Origin of the sequence: Myxococcus sp. AM009, from assembly GCF_013372605.1 — a bacterium.
Lineage (GTDB): Bacteria > Myxococcota > Myxococcia > Myxococcales > Myxococcaceae > Myxococcus > Myxococcus vastator.
The window spans coordinates 58,162-77,757 of the sequence record NZ_JABXEP010000016.1; the positions used below are offsets into that span (position 1 = coordinate 58,162).

General features: G+C 69.7%; 16 protein-coding genes. 4 read left to right on the forward strand and 12 right to left on the reverse strand.

Annotated features, from left to right (window positions below; all coding sequences use genetic code 11):
- The 8 genes from HV824_RS06585 to HV824_RS06620 all read right to left on the reverse strand — a co-directional run bounded on the left by HV824_RS06585 (window position 1) and on the right by HV824_RS06620 (window position 9,576).
- Window positions 1-1,119 (reverse strand): 3-deoxy-7-phosphoheptulonate synthase, encoded by a 1,119-nt coding sequence (locus HV824_RS06585; RefSeq protein WP_176418101.1) that lies wholly within the window; start codon window positions 1,117-1,119, stop codon window positions 1-3.
- A 159-nt stretch (window positions 1,120-1,278) separates the two neighbouring features.
- Window positions 1,279-1,845 carry a tetratricopeptide repeat protein gene (locus HV824_RS06590; protein WP_176418102.1) on the reverse strand — a complete coding sequence of 189 codons (567 nt, stop codon included), beginning with the start codon at window positions 1,843-1,845 and terminating at the stop codon, window positions 1,279-1,281.
- A gap of 140 nt (window positions 1,846-1,985) precedes the next feature.
- The gene (locus tag HV824_RS06595; RefSeq protein ID WP_176418103.1) at window positions 1,986-4,229 is read right to left on the reverse strand and encodes a caspase family protein; all 2,244 of its coding nucleotides are present in this window, start codon (window positions 4,227-4,229) and stop codon (window positions 1,986-1,988) included.
- On the reverse strand, window positions 4,229-5,038 hold the full coding sequence (locus HV824_RS06600; RefSeq protein WP_176418104.1) for an ActD protein: 810 nt from the start codon (window positions 5,036-5,038) through the stop codon (window positions 4,229-4,231). Before HV824_RS06600 ends, HV824_RS06595 begins: the two co-directional genes overlap by 1 nt.
- Window positions 5,039-5,151: 113 nt before the next feature.
- Window positions 5,152-6,465, reverse strand: a complete 1,314-nt coding sequence (locus HV824_RS06605) for a GNAT family N-acetyltransferase (RefSeq protein WP_176418105.1) — start codon at window positions 6,463-6,465, stop codon at window positions 5,152-5,154.
- A 53-nt stretch (window positions 6,466-6,518) separates the two neighbouring features.
- Window positions 6,519-8,180 (reverse strand): sigma-54 dependent transcriptional regulator, encoded by a 1,662-nt coding sequence (locus HV824_RS06610; protein ID WP_176418106.1) that lies wholly within the window; start codon window positions 8,178-8,180, stop codon window positions 6,519-6,521.
- A gap of 43 nt (window positions 8,181-8,223) precedes the next feature.
- Window positions 8,224-9,252: a GGDEF domain-containing protein gene (locus tag HV824_RS06615; protein WP_217917157.1), complete on the reverse strand. Its 1,029-nt coding sequence runs from the start codon at window positions 9,250-9,252 to the stop codon at window positions 8,224-8,226.
- Window positions 9,253-9,297: 45 nt separating this feature from the next.
- Window positions 9,298-9,576 (reverse strand): glutaredoxin family protein, encoded by a 279-nt coding sequence (locus HV824_RS06620; RefSeq protein ID WP_176418107.1) that lies wholly within the window; start codon window positions 9,574-9,576, stop codon window positions 9,298-9,300.
- Between the two features lie 21 nt (window positions 9,577-9,597).
- On the opposite strand from HV824_RS06620, the gene HV824_RS06625 reads away from it, so the two are divergent.
- The gene (locus HV824_RS06625; protein ID WP_176418108.1) at window positions 9,598-10,752 is read left to right on the forward strand and encodes a DUF4388 domain-containing protein; all 1,155 of its coding nucleotides are present in this window, start codon (window positions 9,598-9,600) and stop codon (window positions 10,750-10,752) included.
- An 8-nt stretch (window positions 10,753-10,760) separates the two neighbouring features.
- On the opposite strand, the gene HV824_RS06630 is transcribed toward HV824_RS06625, so the two are convergent.
- Complete coding sequence (locus HV824_RS06630; protein ID WP_176418109.1) at window positions 10,761-12,167, reverse strand: penicillin-binding transpeptidase domain-containing protein; 1,407 nt, start codon at window positions 12,165-12,167, stop codon at window positions 10,761-10,763.
- A 120-nt stretch (window positions 12,168-12,287) separates the two neighbouring features.
- On the opposite strand from HV824_RS06630, the gene HV824_RS06635 reads away from it, so the two are divergent.
- A complete protein-coding gene (locus HV824_RS06635) occupies window positions 12,288-13,205 on the forward strand; it encodes an ABC transporter permease subunit (protein WP_176418110.1) in 918 nt (305 codons plus the stop codon).
- A complete protein-coding gene (locus HV824_RS06640) occupies window positions 13,202-14,110 on the forward strand; it encodes an ABC transporter ATP-binding protein (RefSeq protein WP_176418111.1) in 909 nt (302 codons plus the stop codon). Before HV824_RS06635 ends, HV824_RS06640 begins: the two co-directional genes overlap by 4 nt.
- A 28-nt stretch (window positions 14,111-14,138) precedes the next feature.
- Here the strand turns inward: HV824_RS06640 and HV824_RS06645 are convergent, their stop codons facing one another.
- Window positions 14,139-14,369 (reverse strand): sulfurtransferase TusA family protein, encoded by a 231-nt coding sequence (locus HV824_RS06645; protein ID WP_176418112.1) that lies wholly within the window; start codon window positions 14,367-14,369, stop codon window positions 14,139-14,141.
- A gap of 196 nt (window positions 14,370-14,565) precedes the next feature.
- Between HV824_RS06645 and HV824_RS06650 the strand changes: the two genes are divergently transcribed.
- Entirely contained in the window at window positions 14,566-16,542 is a 1,977-nt protein-coding gene (locus HV824_RS06650; RefSeq protein WP_176418113.1) for a thioredoxin domain-containing protein, read from the forward strand.
- A gap of 86 nt (window positions 16,543-16,628) precedes the next feature.
- Here the strand turns inward: HV824_RS06650 and HV824_RS06655 are convergent, their stop codons facing one another.
- Window positions 16,629-17,015 carry a RidA family protein gene (locus HV824_RS06655; RefSeq protein ID WP_217917159.1) on the reverse strand — a complete coding sequence of 129 codons (387 nt, stop codon included), beginning with the start codon at window positions 17,013-17,015 and terminating at the stop codon, window positions 16,629-16,631.
- 80 nt (window positions 17,016-17,095) lie between these two features.
- Complete coding sequence (locus HV824_RS06660; protein ID WP_176418115.1) at window positions 17,096-19,318, reverse strand: bifunctional (p)ppGpp synthetase/guanosine-3',5'-bis(diphosphate) 3'-pyrophosphohydrolase; 2,223 nt, start codon at window positions 19,316-19,318, stop codon at window positions 17,096-17,098.
- Between the last annotated feature and the right edge of the window lie 278 nt (window positions 19,319-19,596).

A 19,596-nucleotide genomic window follows, 5' to 3' on the forward strand; every position in this document is an offset into this window, starting at 1 on the left:
TCAGGCGCTGGTGGCCTGGAGCCCGTCACCGTGCTGCACGGCCGTCTCGTACGCGGAGCGCACCAGCTGGACGTAGCGCTGCAGCGCGGGGAGCTGCTCCATGCGCAGCGCCTGGGGCCCGTCACACAGGGCGGCCTCCGGCTGCGGGTGGAAGTCCACCAGCACCATGGACGCACCGGCGATGATGCCCTGGCCAATGGCGTGGAAGACGTCCGGCAGCCCGTCCGGCGGCGGCGCGGCCTGGCCAATGGCGTGCGACGGGTCCACGCACACCGGCAGGCGCGTCAGCCGGCGCACCACGGGCACATGGGCGAAGTCCACCATGTTGCGGTGCGGGTCACCCAGGTGCGTCTTCACGCCGCGGAGGCAGAAGATGATTTTCGGGTTGCCCTCGCTCGCCACGTACTCACACGCGTTGAGCGACTCCTCCAGGGTGATGCCCATGCCGCGCTTGAAGAGCACCGGGAAGACCCGCTGCTGACCAATGCTCTTGAGCAGCTCGAAGTTCTGCGCGTTGCGCGTGCCCACCTGGAGCATGACGCCGGTGGCGTTGCCGGAGCGCTCCAGCGCGTCGCGAATCTCGTCGATGTGACGCGGGTGCGTCACCTCCATCGCGATGACCTTGATGCCGTGCTTGCCCGCCGACTCGAACACCCAGGGCAGGCAGGCGGCGCCCAGGCCCTGGAACTCGTAGGGGTTGGTGCGGGGCTTGTAGGCGCCCATGCGCGTGGTGCGGATGCCGCAGCGAGCGAGCGCCGCCATCATCGTGTCCACGTTCTCCGGGTTGTCCACGGCGCACAGGCCGGCGAACACATTCACGGAGCGCTCGTCGAAGCTGACGCCGTTGTACTCGAAGCCCGCGGACGTCCGCTGGCCCTTGTGCCGGCCGATGACGCGGTACTTCTGCGACACGCGCACCACCTGCCGCACGCCCGGAATCTGCTCGAAGGGCTCCACCGGCACCTGCGCCGTGGAACCCAGGAGGTAGATCTCCGTAATCGTGTACTCGGAGCCCCCGATGACGTGCGTCCGAGGCGTCACTCCCTTGTACTGAGCAGCGACCTGGAGGACGGCGGACACCACGGACTCAGGCGAGTCCGGCTCGAGCATGACGATCATCTTGGGTTCTCCCGGGCGGCGTTGTCGGACTTTACGCGAATTGCGTGAAGTATAGCGGAAAAAGGCCGCGTCGGGTGAAACACTTCGACCCGCTTTGCCGCGTCCGGACTTGAAACCGGAATGGGGTTTCAGGTCGTCCAGGCCCCGGCGGGCCGTCTGCTAGGCCGGCACGGGGCGGAGCCGGGAGGCGAGCTGGGTGTAGTGGTCTCTCTGAGCGGAATCCCCCAGGTGTTCCCACACGTCGGCCAGGGCCCGGGCGCACTCGGCGGAGCCGGGGGACAGCGTCAGCGCCAGTTCGAAGACGTGGCGGGCCTGCCGGTAGCGCGCCTTGTCCGGGCGGCGGGAGCCCCGCGTCAGCAGCGCGTTGCCCAGGGTGTAGATTTGGACGGCGGCGGACTCGCGGTAGCCCGGCGTGGGGTTGAGCTGCATGGCGCGCTGGAGCAACAGCGCGGCGGCCTCCGGCTCCCCCAGCTCCAACTGGCAGAGGGCGGCGTCGCGGTGGGCCTCGGCCTCGGTGGGGTCCACTTCGATGGCGCGCTCGAAGCAGCGCAGCGCCTCCTCGAAGCGCTCCAGCGTGGCCAGCGACGCCCCCTTCCCGGTGAGCGCGGGGACGTGCTTGGGGTCCACGGCGAGCACTTTGTTGAACGCGAGAATGGCCGCCTCGTGGTTGCCCGCCATGGACAGGCTCACGCCCTCATTGAAGGCCGCGAACAGCAACTTGGACATCTCTCCCCCAGCGCAAGGGTGACACCGGCCGCGCTCCTGGGCCGGAGGGGCAGCCTGTCACCGGGGAAGTCCCCATGGAAAGACGTCATTCCCGGGCGCGCTTTCGTCCCGCTGATGGGAGCCATTGGCCCCTGCGTCAGTCAGATGCGCAGGCCCACCTGCACACCCGGCCACAGGCGCACGCCCCCCGCGTCCAGGCTCGGCAGGCGGCTCAGGTTCGACGCGGGCTCCCCGCTGACGTCGTGCAGCACGTTGAGCGTGGGCCCGCCGATGATGGCCAGGTTCGGCGCCACCTGGAACCCCGCCACCAGCCGGAGCTGATGCAGGAGGCTGTTGCCTTCGAAGGACACGCTCCAGTCGTAGAGGGTGTTCGTCACCGCGTCCACGTCCAGGAAGAAGCGCTCGGACACAGGGATGTGCGCGCCGAGCCCCAGCCCCAGCGACCAGTGACTGGGACCGCGCGCCCCCTCCATGGAGCCCATGCCCAGCACGAGCGTCGTGTAGAGGTAGCGGCTGCCCACCTTGATGGCGGTGTTGGCGTAGTTGAAGTCATTGCCGAAGGCCTCGACGTGGAACTGGCCGTTGCGCGCGATGCTCACCAGGCCCACCGGCACGCCCGACTCCAGCTCCCGCGACACGTTCACCAGCCCGAGCTGGAGGCCGTTCAGCCGCCCCGCCACGTTGACGAGGCCCACCTGCGCGCCCTTCACGTCGCCGCCCACGTTGAGGAGGGACAGCTGCGCGCCCCGGGCCTCCGCCGCCCAGTTCAGGCCCACGGCCACCTGGAGGCCCGTCACCCGGTCCCGCACATGGTTGAACCCCACCGCGCCCTGGACACCGTCAACGTCCCCCGCCGTCCAGTTGCCGCCCACGGCCAGCTGCGCGCCCGCCAGCGACGTGCCGGACACGTTGGCCCCCACCGCGAGCTGCCCCAGCGTGCCGCTGGCCCGCGCCAGGTTGAGGCCTATCGCGGCCTGGACGCCCTCCGCCTTGCCGTGCGTCCAGTTGCCGCCAATGGCCAACTGCGTGCCCGACATGTCGCCCCGCACCACGTTCGCGCCCAGGGCCAGCTGCAGCCCGTCCACCTTGTCCGTGGCCACGTTCGCGCCCAGGGCCATCGCCACGCCGTCCAGCCGCGCCATGCGCGCCATGCCGATGGACACGGAGAGGTGGTTGTCCACGGGCTCGCCGGAGGTCATGAGGTCATTCGTCTGGAGGCCGGGGAACAGGCCCACGTTGACGAAGCGCGACCGGCGCCCGCTGCCCGCCGCGGCGACCTCCGACGCGCCCGCGGAGACCGCCGCGGGCAGGGCCCCGCCGCCGCGCATGGCCGTCAGCTCCCCCTGCACCGCGCGGAAGGCGGAGGCCGCCAGCACCGTCCGGCCGCCCTCCCCCAGCTCGAACTCCGCATGCGAGGTCTGGTCCAGCACCTTGCGCATCACCGAATAGCGGCCCTTCTGCAGCCCCAGCTCGGTGGTGCGGCCCGCGTACTTCTTCAGCTCCACCACCAGACGTCCCTGGGAGTCGCGGACGAAGAGCCGCCCGTCCACCAGGTCCTCCAGGACGAGCACCGCGGCGGTGGAGCGCAGGTCCGTCATCACCAGGTCGCCGGTGCCCGCCAGCTCAATGTCATACGCGGGGTGCTGTGCTCCGGCCCGCGTCTGCTCCGTGCGCGCGAGCGTCTCGTGGAAGGCGAACTGGTAGGCTTCGTGCAGCGTCACCCGGCCGTCCCCGGAGACGTCCGCCGCGCCCCGCAGGCCGGACACCAGGTTGTGGGTGAAGAACGAGCCGCCGATGCGGTCGGACTCCTGGGACACCTCGTCCTCGGAAGACGACGTGAGGATGGCGTGGCCGCGCACCGCGGAGGACGCATCCACCATGAAGGCGGGACGCCGCACCCCGCCCTTCTGGCGGGCCAGCGTGCCGGACGCGCACGAGTCCAGGATGGCGATGCGCACGTCGGCGGGAAGCGACTCCAGCGCCTTGCGCAATTCGCGGTAGCCAAAGCGGTCCTTCTGGAGGAGCAGCCCCTGCTCGTCGGAGTGGCCCGAATAGTAGATGAGCGCCTCGATGCGCGTGCCCGGCGTGGTCGCCGCCGCCACCATCGCCTTGAAGCGGACCAGGGCGGACTCCAGCGCCGCGCGGTCGCCCTCCAGCAGCAGCAGCGTGTCCTGCGGCTGCACCCCGCCGAGCTCCTCCAGCACGTTGCCGAACGAGCGCGCATCCGTGACGGCGTACCGGAGCCGGGCGCGTCCTTCGCCCCCGTCGTTGACGCCCACCAGCAGCGCGAAGCGGCGCACCGACGCCCGCGGCGCCGAGGACGTGGGAGCCGCGGCGGCCAGGGCGGGCACGAGCAGGAGCGAAAACAGGAGGGACCGCGTCATCACCGCACCTTTTCCAACGTGAAGGACGTCTGGCCCAGGGTATCCGGAAGTGGCAGCGGCAGGGTGCGCGCGTCGCTGGGCTGACGGGCAAGCGCGCGCGCCGCCTCCAGGACCGACGCCACCTCCAAGGGGGCCTCGGACGTGACGAAGAGGAAGCGCTCGAAGTCCGGCGCGTCATCTAACTCGTAGGCATGGGCCAGCGGCACCGCCTCGCCGGGGCCCAGCTCCGTGCTGCCCGTCAGCGTGGAGGGATGGTGCAGCGTCACGCCGCCGCGCCCATCCACCGACACCACGACCCCATGGCGGCTTCCACCCGGCACGTAGCTGAGCTGCAGGACGTCACCGCGGCGCGCCCGGGCCTGTTCACCGAGCAGCTCCGGCTCGCCCGCGCCCTGCCGGTGGACCCGCAGGCGCGGCCCGCCCTTGATGCGCACGGTGTCCAGCATCACCATGAGCGGCACCGGTGACTCGGACGGCTCCGGCTGCGCCTCCGGCGCGGACATGAAGAGCAGCGCCAGCGAGGCGGCCACGGGGACGCTGAGTGACAGCCCATGCCACCCCTGCGAGTCGCCGCGCCGCGCCTCCGCCGCGCGGGCCAGGGCCTTGTGCTCGCGCCGGGCCACCTCGGCGGCGACCGCGGCGGGCGGATGACGCTCCAGCGTCTGGCGAGAGTCGGCGTCCAGCCGGGCCCGCCTCGCGGCGCCGCCGGGCTCACGCTCGAGCCGGGCTCGCGCGGCGGACAGCGCCGCTGGCGGCAGCTCGCCCAGGATGATTCGCTCCAGAAGCCAGTCAGGGGTGCCAGGGGCCATGCGCAGTGCGTCTCCAGCGCGGCGAAGAGCCCTCGGTTCCCGTGTCCCGCCGCCTCCGGCCTCGCGCGTCACCTGGAACACCGGGGCCTCGAAAATCTGTCACCCGCCCCGGCTCACAGGGTGAGGACCATCATCTCCTCGTCGAGGAAGGTCTCCCCTACCTTCAGCGCGTTGGGCTCCACGCCGTAGGTCCGAAACCCCAGCGAGCGGTACAGCGCGTGCGCGGGCGCGTTCCCCACCGCGACGGCGAGCAGCAGGCACTTGAGGCCGCCCAGCTTCCGCGCCTCGTCGATGAGCGCGGTCAGCAGCCGCCGGCCCACGCCCCGCGAGCGGACCTCCGGCGCCACGTACATGCCCCACACCACCGCCTTGTGCGCCAGCCGGGCCCGGGACTCGCGCTTCAACCCCAACGCGCCCACGAGCTGCCCACCGTGGAAGGCCCCCAGGACGCACTGGGACTCGCCCACCAGCCAGCCGCGCACGGCCTCCAGGGACAGCGCCGAGTCCTCCTCCTCCGAGGCCGCGAAGGACTCCGGGTTGTCCCGCAGCCCCCTGAGCCGCAGCGCCTTGAACGCCTCCGCGTCCTCCGCCACCAGCTTGCGGATGACGACCTGCGTCGGTCCGGCGCCGCGGCCCTCCGCCTCCAGCAGCGCCGTGTACCCCGCGATGAAGTCCGGGTAGCGGGGCGCCCAGCCCAGCGACTTCAGGCGCGCGTTGGAGATGGCGCGGTCGCCTCGCACCGTCTCGTTGAGCTGCGCCACGGGAATGCGGGGCGGCATCGGTACGCCCAGGCGCTGGCTGAGCCAGGCCACCGGCTCCTCGGTGGGCGCGGGGCGGTCATCCGCGACGCAGTACAGGGCGCCAGGCTCGCCACGCGTCAGCACCACGCGAAGGGACTCCACCAGGTCATCGACATAGATGCGGGAGATGCGTCCGCCGCCGCCTTCGGGCAGCCGGAGCGCCCCCGACAGCAGGCGCGTGTGGATGCCGCGCCCCGGCCCGTAGATACCGGCGATGCGCATCACCATGGCGCCCAGCGGCAGGTAGCGCGACTCCGCCTCGATGCGCTCGCGCGATGACGGCGTGGACAGCTCCACCGGGGTGTCCTCGTCCACGTGGCCCCGCGCGCGGCCATAGACGCCGGTGGAGGACAGGTAGACGAGCCGCGCGGGAGCCTGGCCGGCCAGCGCCGAGGCGATGCGCGTGTCCAACCCCGCGTCGGGCGGCACCGAGACGACGACGTGCGCCCCCGCGGTGTGCGTGAGCGCGTCATCCAGGTCGGTGACGCGGGCTCCGGCGCGCTCCAGGTCGGCCCGGCGCGCGGCGTCACGCGTGGCCGCCAGCACGTCGCGCCCGGCGCGGGCCTCCGCCACCGCGAGCCGCGTGAGCGTGTAACCGGACCCCAGGAGGACAAGAGGAGGCGTCATGTCCCCGCGATAGCGAGACCGCGGGGACAGTGCAAGCGACGGCTGCGGCGCCCCTACAGCTCCGCGCTCGAGCGCGGGTCGATGATGCCGCACTCCTTGATTTTGTAGAGGAGCGCCTTGTAGCTGATGCGCAGCTTGGTGGCCGCGCGCCGCTTGTTCCACGCGGTGCGTTGGAGCATGGCGAGTATCGCCTCGCGCTCGGCCAGCATCGCGGCCCGCTTGCCGATGTCCTTCAGGGACGGCTCCCCGGCAGGCGCGGGCGGAGGCGGAGGCTGTGGCACGTCGAAGGGATTGACGTAGCGCGGCGCGGCCACCACCGCGTTCGCGGACTCCATCAACATGGGCGCGTGCGCGGGCGGAGCCAGCGGCGCGACGGACGCAAGCCCGAAGGCGGCCCCGCGCGACGGCATCTCCAGCACCTGCACGGCGGGCGGCGGCGTGCGGAAGCCCTCGTCGTGCGCGCGGCCGAAGGGGCCACCGTCGTCACCGGCGTAGGACGTGGGGAGGGACGGCGCGCTCGCGGGGGTGCGGACCCCGGCCCGAAGCTCGTCGAGCACCAGCGTCGGGTCCTTCAGCACGCACAGCCGGCGGACCATGTTCTCCAGCTCACGCACGTTGCCCGGCCAGTCGTAGTCCGCGAAGGCGTGCAGCACCTCCGTGGGCAGCTCGGACACGCCGCTGAGATAGCCGCGGCCGTACTTCTTGAGGAAGTGGTCCGTCAGGGGCACCACGTCCTCACGGCGCTCGCGCAGGGCCGGCAGGCGGATGGCCACCACGTTGAGGCGGTAGAAGAGGTCCTCGCGGAAGTTGCCCAGCGCGATTTCCTTCTCCAGGTCGCGGTTGGTGGCCACGACGACGCGGCTGTCCACGCGCACGCTCTTCTTGCCACCGACGCGGAAGAACTCCTCGTCCTGGAGCACCTGGAGCAGCTTGGCCTGGAGCCGGATGGCCATCTCGCCAATCTCGTCCAGGAAGATGGTGCCCTGGTCGGCCAGCTCGAACTTGCCTGGCTTCTCCGCGGTGGCGCCGGTGAAGGCGCCGCGCTCGTGGCCGAACAGCTCGCTCTCCAGCAGCTCGCCGGGCAGCGCCGCGCAGTTCACCTTGATGAACGGACGGTTGCGCCGCTGGCTGCGCGCGTGAATCTCCCGCGCGATGACCTCCTTGCCCGTGCCGGACTCGCCCAGCAGCAGCACCGGGACGTCGGTGTCGGCGATGCGCTCCACCAGCGCGCGCGCGCGGCGCATGGCGGGCGAGGTGGAGATGAGGACGCGCTGCTCCTGCGCTGGCTCCGCCGCCGGCATCACCCCGCGCGCGGGCAGGACGGGCGCCACGACCTGGCGCTCCGGCGCCCGCGTTCCCAGGGCCCGGGCCAACGCGTCCTGGAGCTCGTCGTTGCCAAACGGCTTGGCCAGGTAGTCGCTGGCGCCCATCTTCATCGCGCGCACGGCATCGTCCGCCCCCGACAGCGCGCTGAGCACGATGACGGGCGCCCCGCCGCCCATGGACTGGTAGCGGCGCAGCACCTCCAGACCGCTCATCTCCGGCATCACCACGTCCAGCAACACCGCGTCGAAGGAGCCGCCTGACAGCATCTCCAGCGCCTGGCTGCCATTCGCGGCACAGCGCACCTGGTACCCCGCACTGCCGAGCAGCTCAGACAGAAACGTGCGCACCGACTCTTCGTCATCCACCACCAGCACCGCGATCCGGTCCATCCCCTCGCCTCCACTCGCCCGCTGCATCGAAGTCCGACCACCCTCACACCGACAGCCGGGAGGAGCTCCCGACCATCCGGCGAAACTCACGCGCGCGTCGCATGTCCTGCTGCGCCGCGCTCAACAACTGCGTGGGCGTTCCCACCGAGTCCGGGAAGCTCACCGTCCCCAGCTCCAGTGACGCGCGCACCACCTTCCCCTCCACCTGGAAGCGCGCCGTGTCGAAGCGCGCCGCCACGCGGCCTACCACCTCCTGAACCGACTCCGCGGGCGTCCCCGGCAGCATCAGCGCGAACTGACATTCACCCACGCGGGCCACCGCGTCCGCGTCGCGCACCGTCTGCCCCAGCACCACCGCGCTGTACACCAGCAGACGTTCCGCCATGCCGCGCCCGAACTCCTTGCGGAAGGCCGACCAGCCCCCGACCTCCGCCGCCATCACGGAGAAACCGCCGCCGTAGCGCTCCGCCCGCCGCGCCTCCAGGTTGATGAGCTCCAGCAGGAAGGGCCGGTTGTAGAGCCCTGTCACCGGGTCATGAAGCGCCTGGGCCGTGCCGGCCTCCTCCCCCGCCGCGGCCCGCAGCACCGCGTCCTTCAGCTTCAGCTGGGCGTGGAGCTTGGTCGCCAGCTCCACGCCAGTGCCCGAACGAGGCACCAGGTCCACGCATTGCCCCCGCTCCAGGCAGTACCGCCGGGCCTCGGCGTCCCGCTCATCCACCAGGTAGAGCAGCGGCACCGCGCCATGGCTGAGCTGCCGCAACCGGCGCGCGACCTGGACGGCCGCGAAGTCCGGCGCCTGCGCGGCCAGCAACACCGCGGCCGGGCGGATGACCTCGAAGAGCGGCACCGCCGCGTCGAAGCGCGTCACCGGCACCACCCGGAAGCCGGCCTCCCCCAGGAGCAACCGGGTCCGCTCCAGGTCTGCTGCTCGTGGCTCGACGACGAGCACGGTGGGCGGCTGTCCGGCCTTGCCCACTCGCTTCCTTCGCACACCCACCGTTCCACCTTCCCGCGTGAACTTTTCTCCGCCGCTTTTCGAGGCCCACCCCTGAATTACAGCCTCGAACCCCATCCCGACTTCTTCATCCCCTCGGATTTACTAGCGAAGGGAAGCTGGCTACCCATTCTGGGCAGCGGATTTAGCAATGGCTGTGCCACCTTTGACCTCATGCAGCCGCGCCTCGAACTCCGCGGCGTCCACGCGGTGCTTGAAGGCGGGCACCCCCTCGATGACGACCACGGGGATGTCGTAACGCCAGGCGGTGAAGGCCTCCGCGTCCTCCAGGATGGAGATGATCCGCAGGTCGAAGGGGATGCGAGCACGCACGGACTCCACGACGGCGGCCGCCTTGTCACAGAGAGAGCAATTGGGTTTCGAGTAGATATCGACGCGCATGCGGGGCAGGATGGACGGTTAATGCGTGGCTTGTCTGGCGACTTCTCGACGATGCCTCTCAAGGACCTCGTCGTCTATCTCGGGAACCGGCGAGCGACGGGGTCCCTGAAGGTGGAGCGTGGGGACGTGCGCAAGCAACTGGAGCTGCGCGAAGGCCATGTGGTCAGCGCCAGTTCCAACCAGCCGCGCGAGTTCTTCGGTCAGTTCCTCATCAATATGGGCCACCTGACGGAGGACCAGCTGGAGAAGGCGTTCTCCACCCAGGCGGAGACGCGCATCTTCCTGGGGAAGATTCTGGTGATGACGGGGCTGGTGCCGGAAGCCACGGTGCGCGGCACGCTCAGCCACAAGTTCCGGGAGATGATCCTCGACGCCTTCCATTGGGAGGACGGCGACTTCGTCTTCGAGGCGGCGGACACGGCGCCGGAGGTCGCGGGACTGGACGTCAGCGTAGAGCTGCTGGACGTCCACCGCGAGGGCGAGTTCCGGGAGACGGCCTGGCAGGCCATCCGCGCCGTCTTCCCCTCCGGCGCGGTCCGGCTCGCGGTGGACGAGCGCAAGCTGCCCGAACGCAAGCCCGGGAGCATGGACGAGCGCATCGTCCAGCTCATCAAGGACGGCCTCACCATCGACGGCATCGCGCTGGCGCTGCACGCCACGGACTTCTTCCTCTACCAGCGGCTGTACGCGCTCTACCGCCTGGACGCGGTGAAGGTGTCCGACGAGCCGCCCGCGTCCGAGCTGTCCGTGGTGGTGGAGGAGGACGCAGAGCCGGGCATCATCGGCTCGGAGACGTCGTCGGACGAGGTGCTCCAGGCCGCGCAGCTGTTCCTCGACGCCGGCAACGCGCGGGACGGCGAGGCGCTGGCGCGGCGGGCGCATGAGATGTCGCCCTCCCCTCGCACGGCGGAGTTCGTCAAGGCGGCCCAGGAGAAGCTCCTGGTGCACCTGCGGCGGGAGCTGTCCGAGCCGCCCAGGGTCCCCACGCTCCAGGTCGCGCCCGGGCACCTGAAGACGCTCCAGCTCTCCGCGCCGGAGCGCTACCTGCTGTCGCGCATCGACGGACGGCGCGACGTGGCCGCCATCGTCCACGTATCGCCGCTGCAGGAGCTGGATGCGCTGAAGTTCTTCGCCGGCTTCGTGGACGCGGGGCTGGTGAAGCTGACGCCGCGCTGACGGACGCGTCAGTGCTTGCCGGCGGCGGAGGCCGGGGCCGTCATCTCCACGGGCGCGGGCAGCCGCTCCAGGCCCAGGCGGAGCGCCTCGCGTCCCAGCCAGGTGCCCCGGATGCGCCACTTGGGGTCATTGACGATGATGGCGGCCACGGCGACACGCGGGTTGTCCTTGGGCGCGAAGCCCACGAACCACGAGTAGTCGCGGAAGGGCTCGCGATCCGCCAGGGAGCCTGTCTTCCCCACGGCGTCGTCCACGCGGAAGCCGCGCTCGCGGAACACGGCGCGCGCGGTGCCGTGCGTGACGGTCTCCTCCAGCATCACCGTGAGGGCCTTCGCGGCCTCCGGTGAGAGGACGGGCTCGCCTTCCACCGGGAGCAGCGGCGCCGGGCCCTCGGGCTCGAAGAGGAGCGGGTCCACCCAGCGGCCCTCGTTGGCGGCCACCGCGGCGACGAGCGCGCCGTGCAGCGGGGACAGGTACACGTCCCCGAAGCCCGCGCCCGTGTTGGCCAGGCTGAACGGCTCCTCCGGGATGGCGGCGAGCGACACGTCCGTCGGCACGGGGAACTCAATCTCACGGTTGAAGCGGAAGCGGGCCGCCATGCGGCGCAGCGCGTCCACGGTGAGGTGCTTGTTCGTCAGCTTGGCGAAGATGACATTGGCGCTCTTGCCCATGGCCAGCGCCAGCGAATAGCAGGCGCCGTCCCGCTCACTGTCCTGCAGGTGCTTCTCGGAGATGCGCCGCTTGCCGCCGTGGAAGCACTCCTCCGTCTCCGGCGTGACGCCGGCTTCCAGCAGCGCGCTGCCGGTGACGATCTTGAAGACGCTGGCCGCGGGGAACACCGCGCGGACCGGCAGGCCTCGCAGCTCCGGCCTCGCCGCCGAGTGCTCCGCCAGCGCCAGCACCCGTCCGGTGGACGGCTCCAGCACCACGGCCGCGCCGTAGGGCGTCTCATAATTGCGGAGGATCTGCGTCAGCGACGCTTGCAGCACCGGGTCGATGGTGAGCTGCGTCTTCTTGCCGCCCTTCTCCTTCACCACCAGCTTCCCGCCCTCCAGCGTCGCGCGGGCCATGAGGTCCGCGGACCTGGGCAGCGGCTTCACCTTGGCGATGGGCGGCGCCTTCGCGCGCGAGGGCACGGGAGCGGGCGGCACCATCCCCGGCTCCGCGGCCAGCGCCGCAAGGCCCCCGTCTGGAGACTCCCCCCCGAGCACCGCCGCGGCGGACACGGCGGCGGAGCCTGAAGGCCCCGCGTCCGTCTGGACGGTATCCTGGGACGCCGTGCCAGGGGCGCTCGCCCCCACCCCACCGTCTCCGGAGACACCGGCGGACGCGGGCTGCTCCGGCTCGGTCGCTCCAATGACGAGGACCAGGGGGAGCAGCGCGGCGGCGGACAGGAGACGGCGGTGGAAGCGCATTGCTGCGGGGGGCTCCAGGGGGTGAACGACGCCTGGATCCTACCGGCTGGGGACGCGCTGTCCACGGATGCCTCCCCGGTCGCTTCCACCCCTCGCTGAAATCAGAAACTTGGCGGAGGGGTGTGCAACTCCGCTAGGTTCGCCCACACTTTGGACGGATTGAAAGAAACGGTGGTCATCTGGAGCGCCGAGCTCCGCCGGGCCGTGCGCAGTGGCCGGACGGTGGTGCTGCTCGGCCTCTACAGCATGTTCTCCACGTTGGTGCTGCTGGTGGTCGGCTGGCTCGCGGGCGAAATCCGCGGCGCCGTCGCCAAGCAGTTGGAGGGCGCCGGGGCGGATGCGAGCGCCTCCGTGCAGATCAACGAGGAGATGCGCAAGGGCGTGCTGGGCTTCCTCACCAGCAACGACTCCGCGATGATCGAGGCCCTGGCGCAGGTGCCGCTGGAGGTGTTGATCGTCTTCAAGATCACCCTCTTCTTCCTGCCCGCGTACATCGCGCTGATGGGCTTCGATCAGATCAGCGGTGAGGTGGGCCCGCGCTCCATGCGCTACCTCACGGTGCGCGCGCGGCGCTCGTCGGTGCTGCTGGGCAAGTTCCTGACGCAGGCGACGCTGCTGCTCGGCCTGGTGCTCATCATCGACCTGGCCATCTTCGTCTACGCCCGCGTGGCCAACCCGGACTTCGGCTTCGCCGCCGTGGCGCTCAACCTGCTGAAGTTCTGGCTGGCGGCCATCGTCTTCTCGTTGGCCTACGTGGCCCTCACGACGCTGTGCTCCAGCCTGTTCCGGTCGCCAGCGGTGAGCCTGGTCTTCAACTTCATCCTGCTGTTCGTCTTCTGGCTGATGGACACCATCGGCCGGGCGTCGGGTGACACGGGCAACCTGCGCTTCCTGCGCTACCTGTCGCCGTCGTACTACGCCAGTGACTTGCTGCACCCGGGCCTGGCGCAGTTCGGCGCGAGCGGAGCCGCCTACGCGGTCTTCGCGTTCGTCTTCCTGATGGCGGCCTACGGCATCCTGCGCGCGAGGGACCTGTGAGCGACGTGGCCATTGAACTGTTCGGCGTCTCCAAGCGCTTCGGCCCCAAGGTCGCCGTCAACGGCGTCAGCTTCTCCGTGCCCAAGGGCACGGTGTACGGGCTCATCGGCCCCAACGGCGCCGGCAAGACGACCACCTTCTCCATGATGTGCGGCTACCTCTACCCGTCCGAGGGCACGCTCAAGGTCATGGACGTGGACCCCACCACCCCGGGCGCCCTCAAGGGCCTCCTGGGCGCGCTGCCACAGGACGCGGTGCTGCCGCCCGGCTGGGAGGTGGGCGCGCTGCTCACATACTGGGCGCGGCTGTCCGCCCTGGCTGAGCCCGAGCGCGAGGCGCGCGAGGCCCTGGACAAGGTGGGCCTCATGGAGGCCTGGAACGTCCAGACGCAGGCGCTCAGCCACGGCATGGCCAAGCGCGCGGCCATGGCCCAGGCCCTCATGGGCAACCCGCCGCTGGTGCTGCTGGACGAGCCCACCGCCGGGTTGGACCCGCGCATCGCCGCCCAGGTGCGCCAGGTCATCCGCGACATGAAGGGCCGGCAGACGGTGGTGGTCTCCAGCCACAACCTCCAGGAGCTGGAGGAGCTGTGTGACGCGGCCGCCATCCTCGACAAGGGCGCGCTCGCCCAGGCGGGGAGCATGAATGAGCTCACCGGCCAGGGCGCCGAGTTCCGGGTCCAGATCGCCCGCGGCAGCGTCATCATCCCGGAGCTCACCGGGATGCCGCACGTCACGGACGCGCGCATGGAGAGCGACACCGTGCTGCGCGTGCGCTTCAGCGGCGGCGTGGCGCCCGAAGAGGTCATCAGCCAGGTGGTGCGTCACCTGCTGCAGCACGACGTGCTCATCCTGGGCGTCAGCCGCGGCCAGCGCCTGGAAGACCGCGTCCTGCAGATGCTCTGAAGCGAGGCGTGGGCTGGCGGCAGGCGGCTCAACCCGCCTTGCGCACCCAGCCCACGTAGAGGGCCTCCCGGCGCTCCAGGCGAACCAGTGGATTCCCCGTAGCCTCACACCAGGCGGGGAGGTCCGCCTCCAGCCCGCGATCCGTGGAGACGAGCTCCACGAGCGTCCCTGGCGCCAGGGCTCTCATGGCCTTGGCGAGCTCCAGGATGGGCATGGGACACAAGGCCCCCCGGGTGTCGATGTGCACGGCCGCGTCCATGATCGGGACTCTGACGGAATTTTTACGAAGTCTCCCAAGTTTGGGGCCCCCTGAGGGGGCGCGGCTCCCTGGAATGCCAGAGCGGCTTGCTTGCGCGTCTGGAATTCCCTCTGTTAAGACCGCCGCCCTCTGCCCTCGTTGAAAACCCGCTCGGGCCCACAATGCCGGCCCCATGGCGAAGGAGCAAGAACCACTCATGAAGCCCAATGTCATCGTGGCCCTGCTGGTCGGCCTGGTGCTCGGGTTCGTTGGCGGCCGCGTCACCACCGGCCCGTCCACGAAGTCCGAAGTCGCCAAGGCCGCACCGAACTCGCCTGCCGCCGCCCCGGCGCCGGGTGGACGCCGACCGGTGGATCCCACCGTGTTCAAGGTGCCCGTCGAGAACTCGCCCACCCACGGCAGCGCTGACGCGCTCATCACCGTGGTCGAGTTCTCCGACTACGAGTGCCCCTTCTGCAGCCGGGCGAACGTCACCATCGAGAAGCTCCAGGAGCAGTACGGCAAGAAGCTCCGCGTGGTGATGAAGCAGAACCCCCTCTCCTTCCACCCGCGCGCCAAGCCCGCGGCCATCGCCGCGATGGCGGCCGGCGAGCAGGGCAAGTACTGGGAGTACCACGCCAAGCTCTTCGCCAATCAGAAGAAGCTGGATGACGCGTCCCTGGAGCAGTACGCCAAGGACCTGGGCCTGAACCTGGACAAGTGGAAGGCCGAGCTGGGCAACCCCAAGTTCCAGGACATCATCACCCGCGACCAGGCCCTGGCCAGCCAGCTGGGCGCCAGCGGCACCCCGGCCTTCTTCATCAATGGCCGCTTCCTGTCGGGCGCGCAGCCCATCGCCAACTTCCAGGCCCTCATCGACGAGGAGCTGGTCAAGGCGGAGAACCTGGTGAAGGGCGGCGTGCCCGCCTCGCAGGTGTACGCGAAGATCATCGAGAAGGGCGCCGAGCGCGCCGCACCCAAGGCGCAGCAGCAGCAGCAGCCCGCCGCCAAGGTCCACAAGGTGGAGGTCCCCTCGGACTCGCCCTCCTTCGGCCCGGCCACCGCCAAGGTGACCATCGTCGAGTGGTCTGACTTCGAGTGCCCCTTCTGCAGCCGCGTGGGCCCCACCCTGTCGAAGATCAAGGACGGCTACGCCAAGGACGTGCGCGTGGTGTTCCGTCACCAGCCGCTACCCTTCCACGCCAACGCGAAGCTGGCCGCCGAGGCCTCCCACGCCGCCCACGAGCAGGGCAAGTTCTGGGAGTACCACGACAAGCTCTTCGCCAATCAGAAGGCCCTGGACCGCGGCTCCCTGGAGAAGTACGCGCAGGAGCTGGGCTTGAACCTGGACAAGTTCAAGGCCGCCCTGGATTCGGGCAAGTTCAAGGCGAAGGTCGAGGCTGACATGGCCGCCGGCAACGCCGTGGGCGCCAACGGCACCCCGACGTTCTTCATCAACGGCCGTGAGTTCGTCGGCGCGCAGCCCTTCGAGGCCTTCAAGCGCGTCATCGACGAGGAGATTGGCAAGGCGGACAAGCTGCTCGCCGCCGGCACCCGGCCCGAGGAGCTCTACGCGAAGCTGAACGCGGAGAACGTCGCCAACGCCCCGAAGGCGGCCGCCGCGGCCCCTGGCGCCCCCGCCGAGCCCCCGGTCCAGAAGGTGGACGTGGGCAACGCCCCGGTGAAGGGCAACAAGAACGCGCCCATCACCATCGTCGCCTTCTCCGACTTCGAGTGCCCCTTCTGCAGCCGCGTGGTGCCCACGCTGAAGCAGCTGGAGGACCAGTACGGCGGGAAGATCAAGGTCGCCTTCAAGAACCAGCCGCTGCCCTTCCACGCCAACGCCAAGCCGGCCGCCGCCGCCGCGCTGGCCGCGCACGAGCAGGGCAAGTTCTGGGAGTACCACGACAAGCTCTTCGCCAATCAGCGCGCGCTGGACCGCGCCTCGCTGGAGAAGTACGCGCAGGAGCTGGGCCTGAACATGGACAAGTTCAAGGCCGCGCTGGACCAGGGCAAGTTCAACGCGCAGATCGAGGCCGACATGGCGCAGGCGTCCAGCGTGGGCGCCAACGGCACCCCGACGTTCTTCATCAATGGCCGCACGCTCGTGGGCGCCCAGCCCGTCGACGCGTTCAAGCGCGTCATCGACGAGGAGCTGAAGAAGAGCGGCCCCACGGTGGCCGACTCCAAGTAGTCCCCGCCGGGGCCCCAGGGCCCTGACGCGACAAAGGCCGTCGGACTCCTCTGAGTCCGGCGGCCTTCGTCTTTCCAGCCGTCGCCTCAGGACACGGCGATGGCGTCAATCTCCACCTTGGAGCCACGCGGCAGCGCGGACACCTGCACGGTGGCGCGGGCCGGCGGCGCGCCGGTGAAGTAGCGGCCGTAGACTTCGTTCACCCGGGCGAAGTCCCCCAGGTCGATGAGGAAGATGGTGCAGCGCACGACGTGGGAGAAGTCCAGCCCGCTGGCGGCGAGCACGGCCTTCAGGTTCTCCATCACCCGCTCCGCCTGCGCGACGACGTCGCCCTGCACCATCTCCATGGTGGACGGGTCCAGGGGAATCTGGCCGGAGAGGAAGGTCATCTTCCCGGCGTCCACCTGCACCGCCTGGGAGTACGGGCCAATGGCCTTGGGGGCCTGGTCGGAGTGGATTGTCTTGCGAGCCATGCGGCGCACCTCGGGGGTGAGAGCGGCCCGAACCGGGCCGCCGGGGTTTCCGGGCGCTCTAACACGAAAGGCGAGGGCGGCTAGATGCGCTCGACGGAGTAGACGCCCTGGAGCCGCTCGATGGTCCGCATCAGGTCGGTGAGCTGTTTGAGGTCGGAGATGGTGACCTCGAAGGTGTTCACCGCCCGGTCATCCCCGGTGGCCCGGCAGTTGGCCTGGGAGATGTTGACGCCCTTCTTGGAGAAGGTGTTGGTGATGTCCGCCAGCAGACCCGGCCGGTCCGCGGTGAGGACGCGCAGGGTGACGGGGCGCTTGAAGTCGCCCCGGACGTCCCACGACACGTCCACGCGCCGCTCGGGGTCCGTGGCCAGGGCCTTTTCACAGCCGACCGTGTGGACCGTGACGCCCCGCCCCCGGGTGATGAAGCCGGCGATGGGATCTCCGGGCACGGGGTTGCAACACCGCCCGAAGCGCACGAGGACATCGTCCACGCCACCAATCTGCACGCCGCTGCGGCTGCTGCGGCCCACCAGCCGCTTCGCCAGGTCGGTGACGCGGGACAGGCCCGGCAGCACCGAGTTGCCCCCTCCACCGGAGGGCGCCGAGGCGGCGGTGTTCGCGTCCGCGCGTGCCCCGGCCTCCGCGGCGTTGAGCTTCTCCTGGGGGACGAGCCGGTGTGACAGCTGCTGCGGCGTCACCTTGCCGTAGCCAATGGCCACCAGCATGTCGTCTTCCACGCGGAAGCCCAGGTCCACGGCGGCCTTCTTCATCTCGCCGGACTTGAGCAACCGGTTGAAGTTGAGCTGGAAGCGCTTGAGCTCGCGGTCCGCCAGCTCGCGCCCCAGCTGCAGGCTCTTCTCGCGCTGCTGCTGCTTGATGAAGCCGCGGATGCGCTGCTGCGCCCGGCTCGTCTTGACGAAGGTGAGCCAGTCCTTGGACGGGTGTTGCTGGGGGCTGGTGAGCACCTCCACCGTGTCCCCGTTCTTCATCTTGTAGCGGAGCGGGACGATCTTCCCGTTCACCTTGGCGCCCACGCACCGGTTGCCCACGTCCGAATGGATGGCGTAGGCGAAGTCCACCGGCGTGGCGCCGCGAGGCAGCGAGCGCACGTCGCCCTTGGGCGTGAAGACGAAGACCTCGTCGGTGAAGAGGTCCACCTTCACCGTCTCCAGGAACTCCTTCGGGTCCTTCAGGTCCTGCTGCCACTCCATCAACTGCCGCAGCCAGGCGAACTTCTCGTCATCCTTGGAGATGACGGCCTTGCCCTCCTTGTACTTCCAGTGCGCGGCGATGCCTTCCTCGGCGATCTTGTGCATCTCCGCGGTGCGGATCTGCACCTCCACGCGCTCGCTGAGCGGACCGATGATGGTCGTGTGCAGCGACTGGTACATGTTGGGCTTCGGAATCGCGATGAAGTCCTTGAAGCGCCCCGGCACCGGCTTCCACATCTCATGCACCAGCCCGAGCGCCTCGTAGCAGGAGGGCGCGGCGGGCGCGATGATGCGAAAGGCGATGATGTCGTGGATCTGATCGAAGTCGATGCCCTGTGACTTGATCTTCTTGTAGATGCTGTAGACGTGCTTGAAGCGGCCGCTCACCTCGCCCTTCAGCCCACGCTCGGCCAGCTTGGAGCGGATGACGTCGCACGTGTCCTCGATGTACTTCTCCCGCTCCTTCTTGCGCTTGTTCAGCTTCTCCTGGAGCGCGAAGAACTCCTGCGGCTTGACGTAGCGGAAGCTCAGGTCCTCCAGCTCTGTCTTGATCCAGGAGATACCGAGCCGGTTGGCCAGCGGCGCGTAGATGTCCAGCGTCTCCTGCGCGATGCGGGCCTGCTTCTCCTCCGACATGTGGTCCAACGTCCGCATGTTGTGCGTGCGGTCCGCCAGCTTCACCAGGATGACGCGGATGTCCTGCGCCATCGCGATGATCATCTTCCGGAAGTTCTCCGCCTGCTTCTCCTCCTGCGACAGGCTGGCGGAGGCGGAGAACTTGGAGAGCTTGGTGACGCCGTCTACCAGTTGGGCCACTTCCGAACCGAAGAGCTCCGTCAGCTCCTCCGCGGTGGCCAGCGTGTCCTCGATGGTGTCGTGAAGGAGTCCGGTGACGATGGACGCCTCGTCCAGCTTGAGCTCGCCCAAGATGCCGGCGACCTCGAGCGGGTGGACGAGGTAGGGCTCGCCTGACTTCCGGAGTTGACCCTGGTGGACCTTGGCCGAATAGACGTAGGCCTTCTTGATGATGTCCAGGTCGGGGTCGGGGTGGTACTGGGAAACCCGTTGGAGGATGTCGTTCAGGCGAATCATCGAATGAGGAGCAATCGTAACTTTGCACCAACGGAGGGGCAACGTTGCCCCACACCTGGACGTCACCTCCCTCCAGGACACCCCAGTTGGTGCGTTCGCTTTCGTTGACCCGGTGTTTTACGGCCCCGTAGATTCGCCTCCGCTCATGTCACAGCTCCTGCTGTCCTCCCTCGCCGTGGTCTGCCCGAACTGTGACGGGTACAACTCGCCTCGCTCGGCCGCATGTGCGCTCTGCGGCCGAGCGAGGCGAGTTGTACCCGTCACAGTTCGGGCAGACC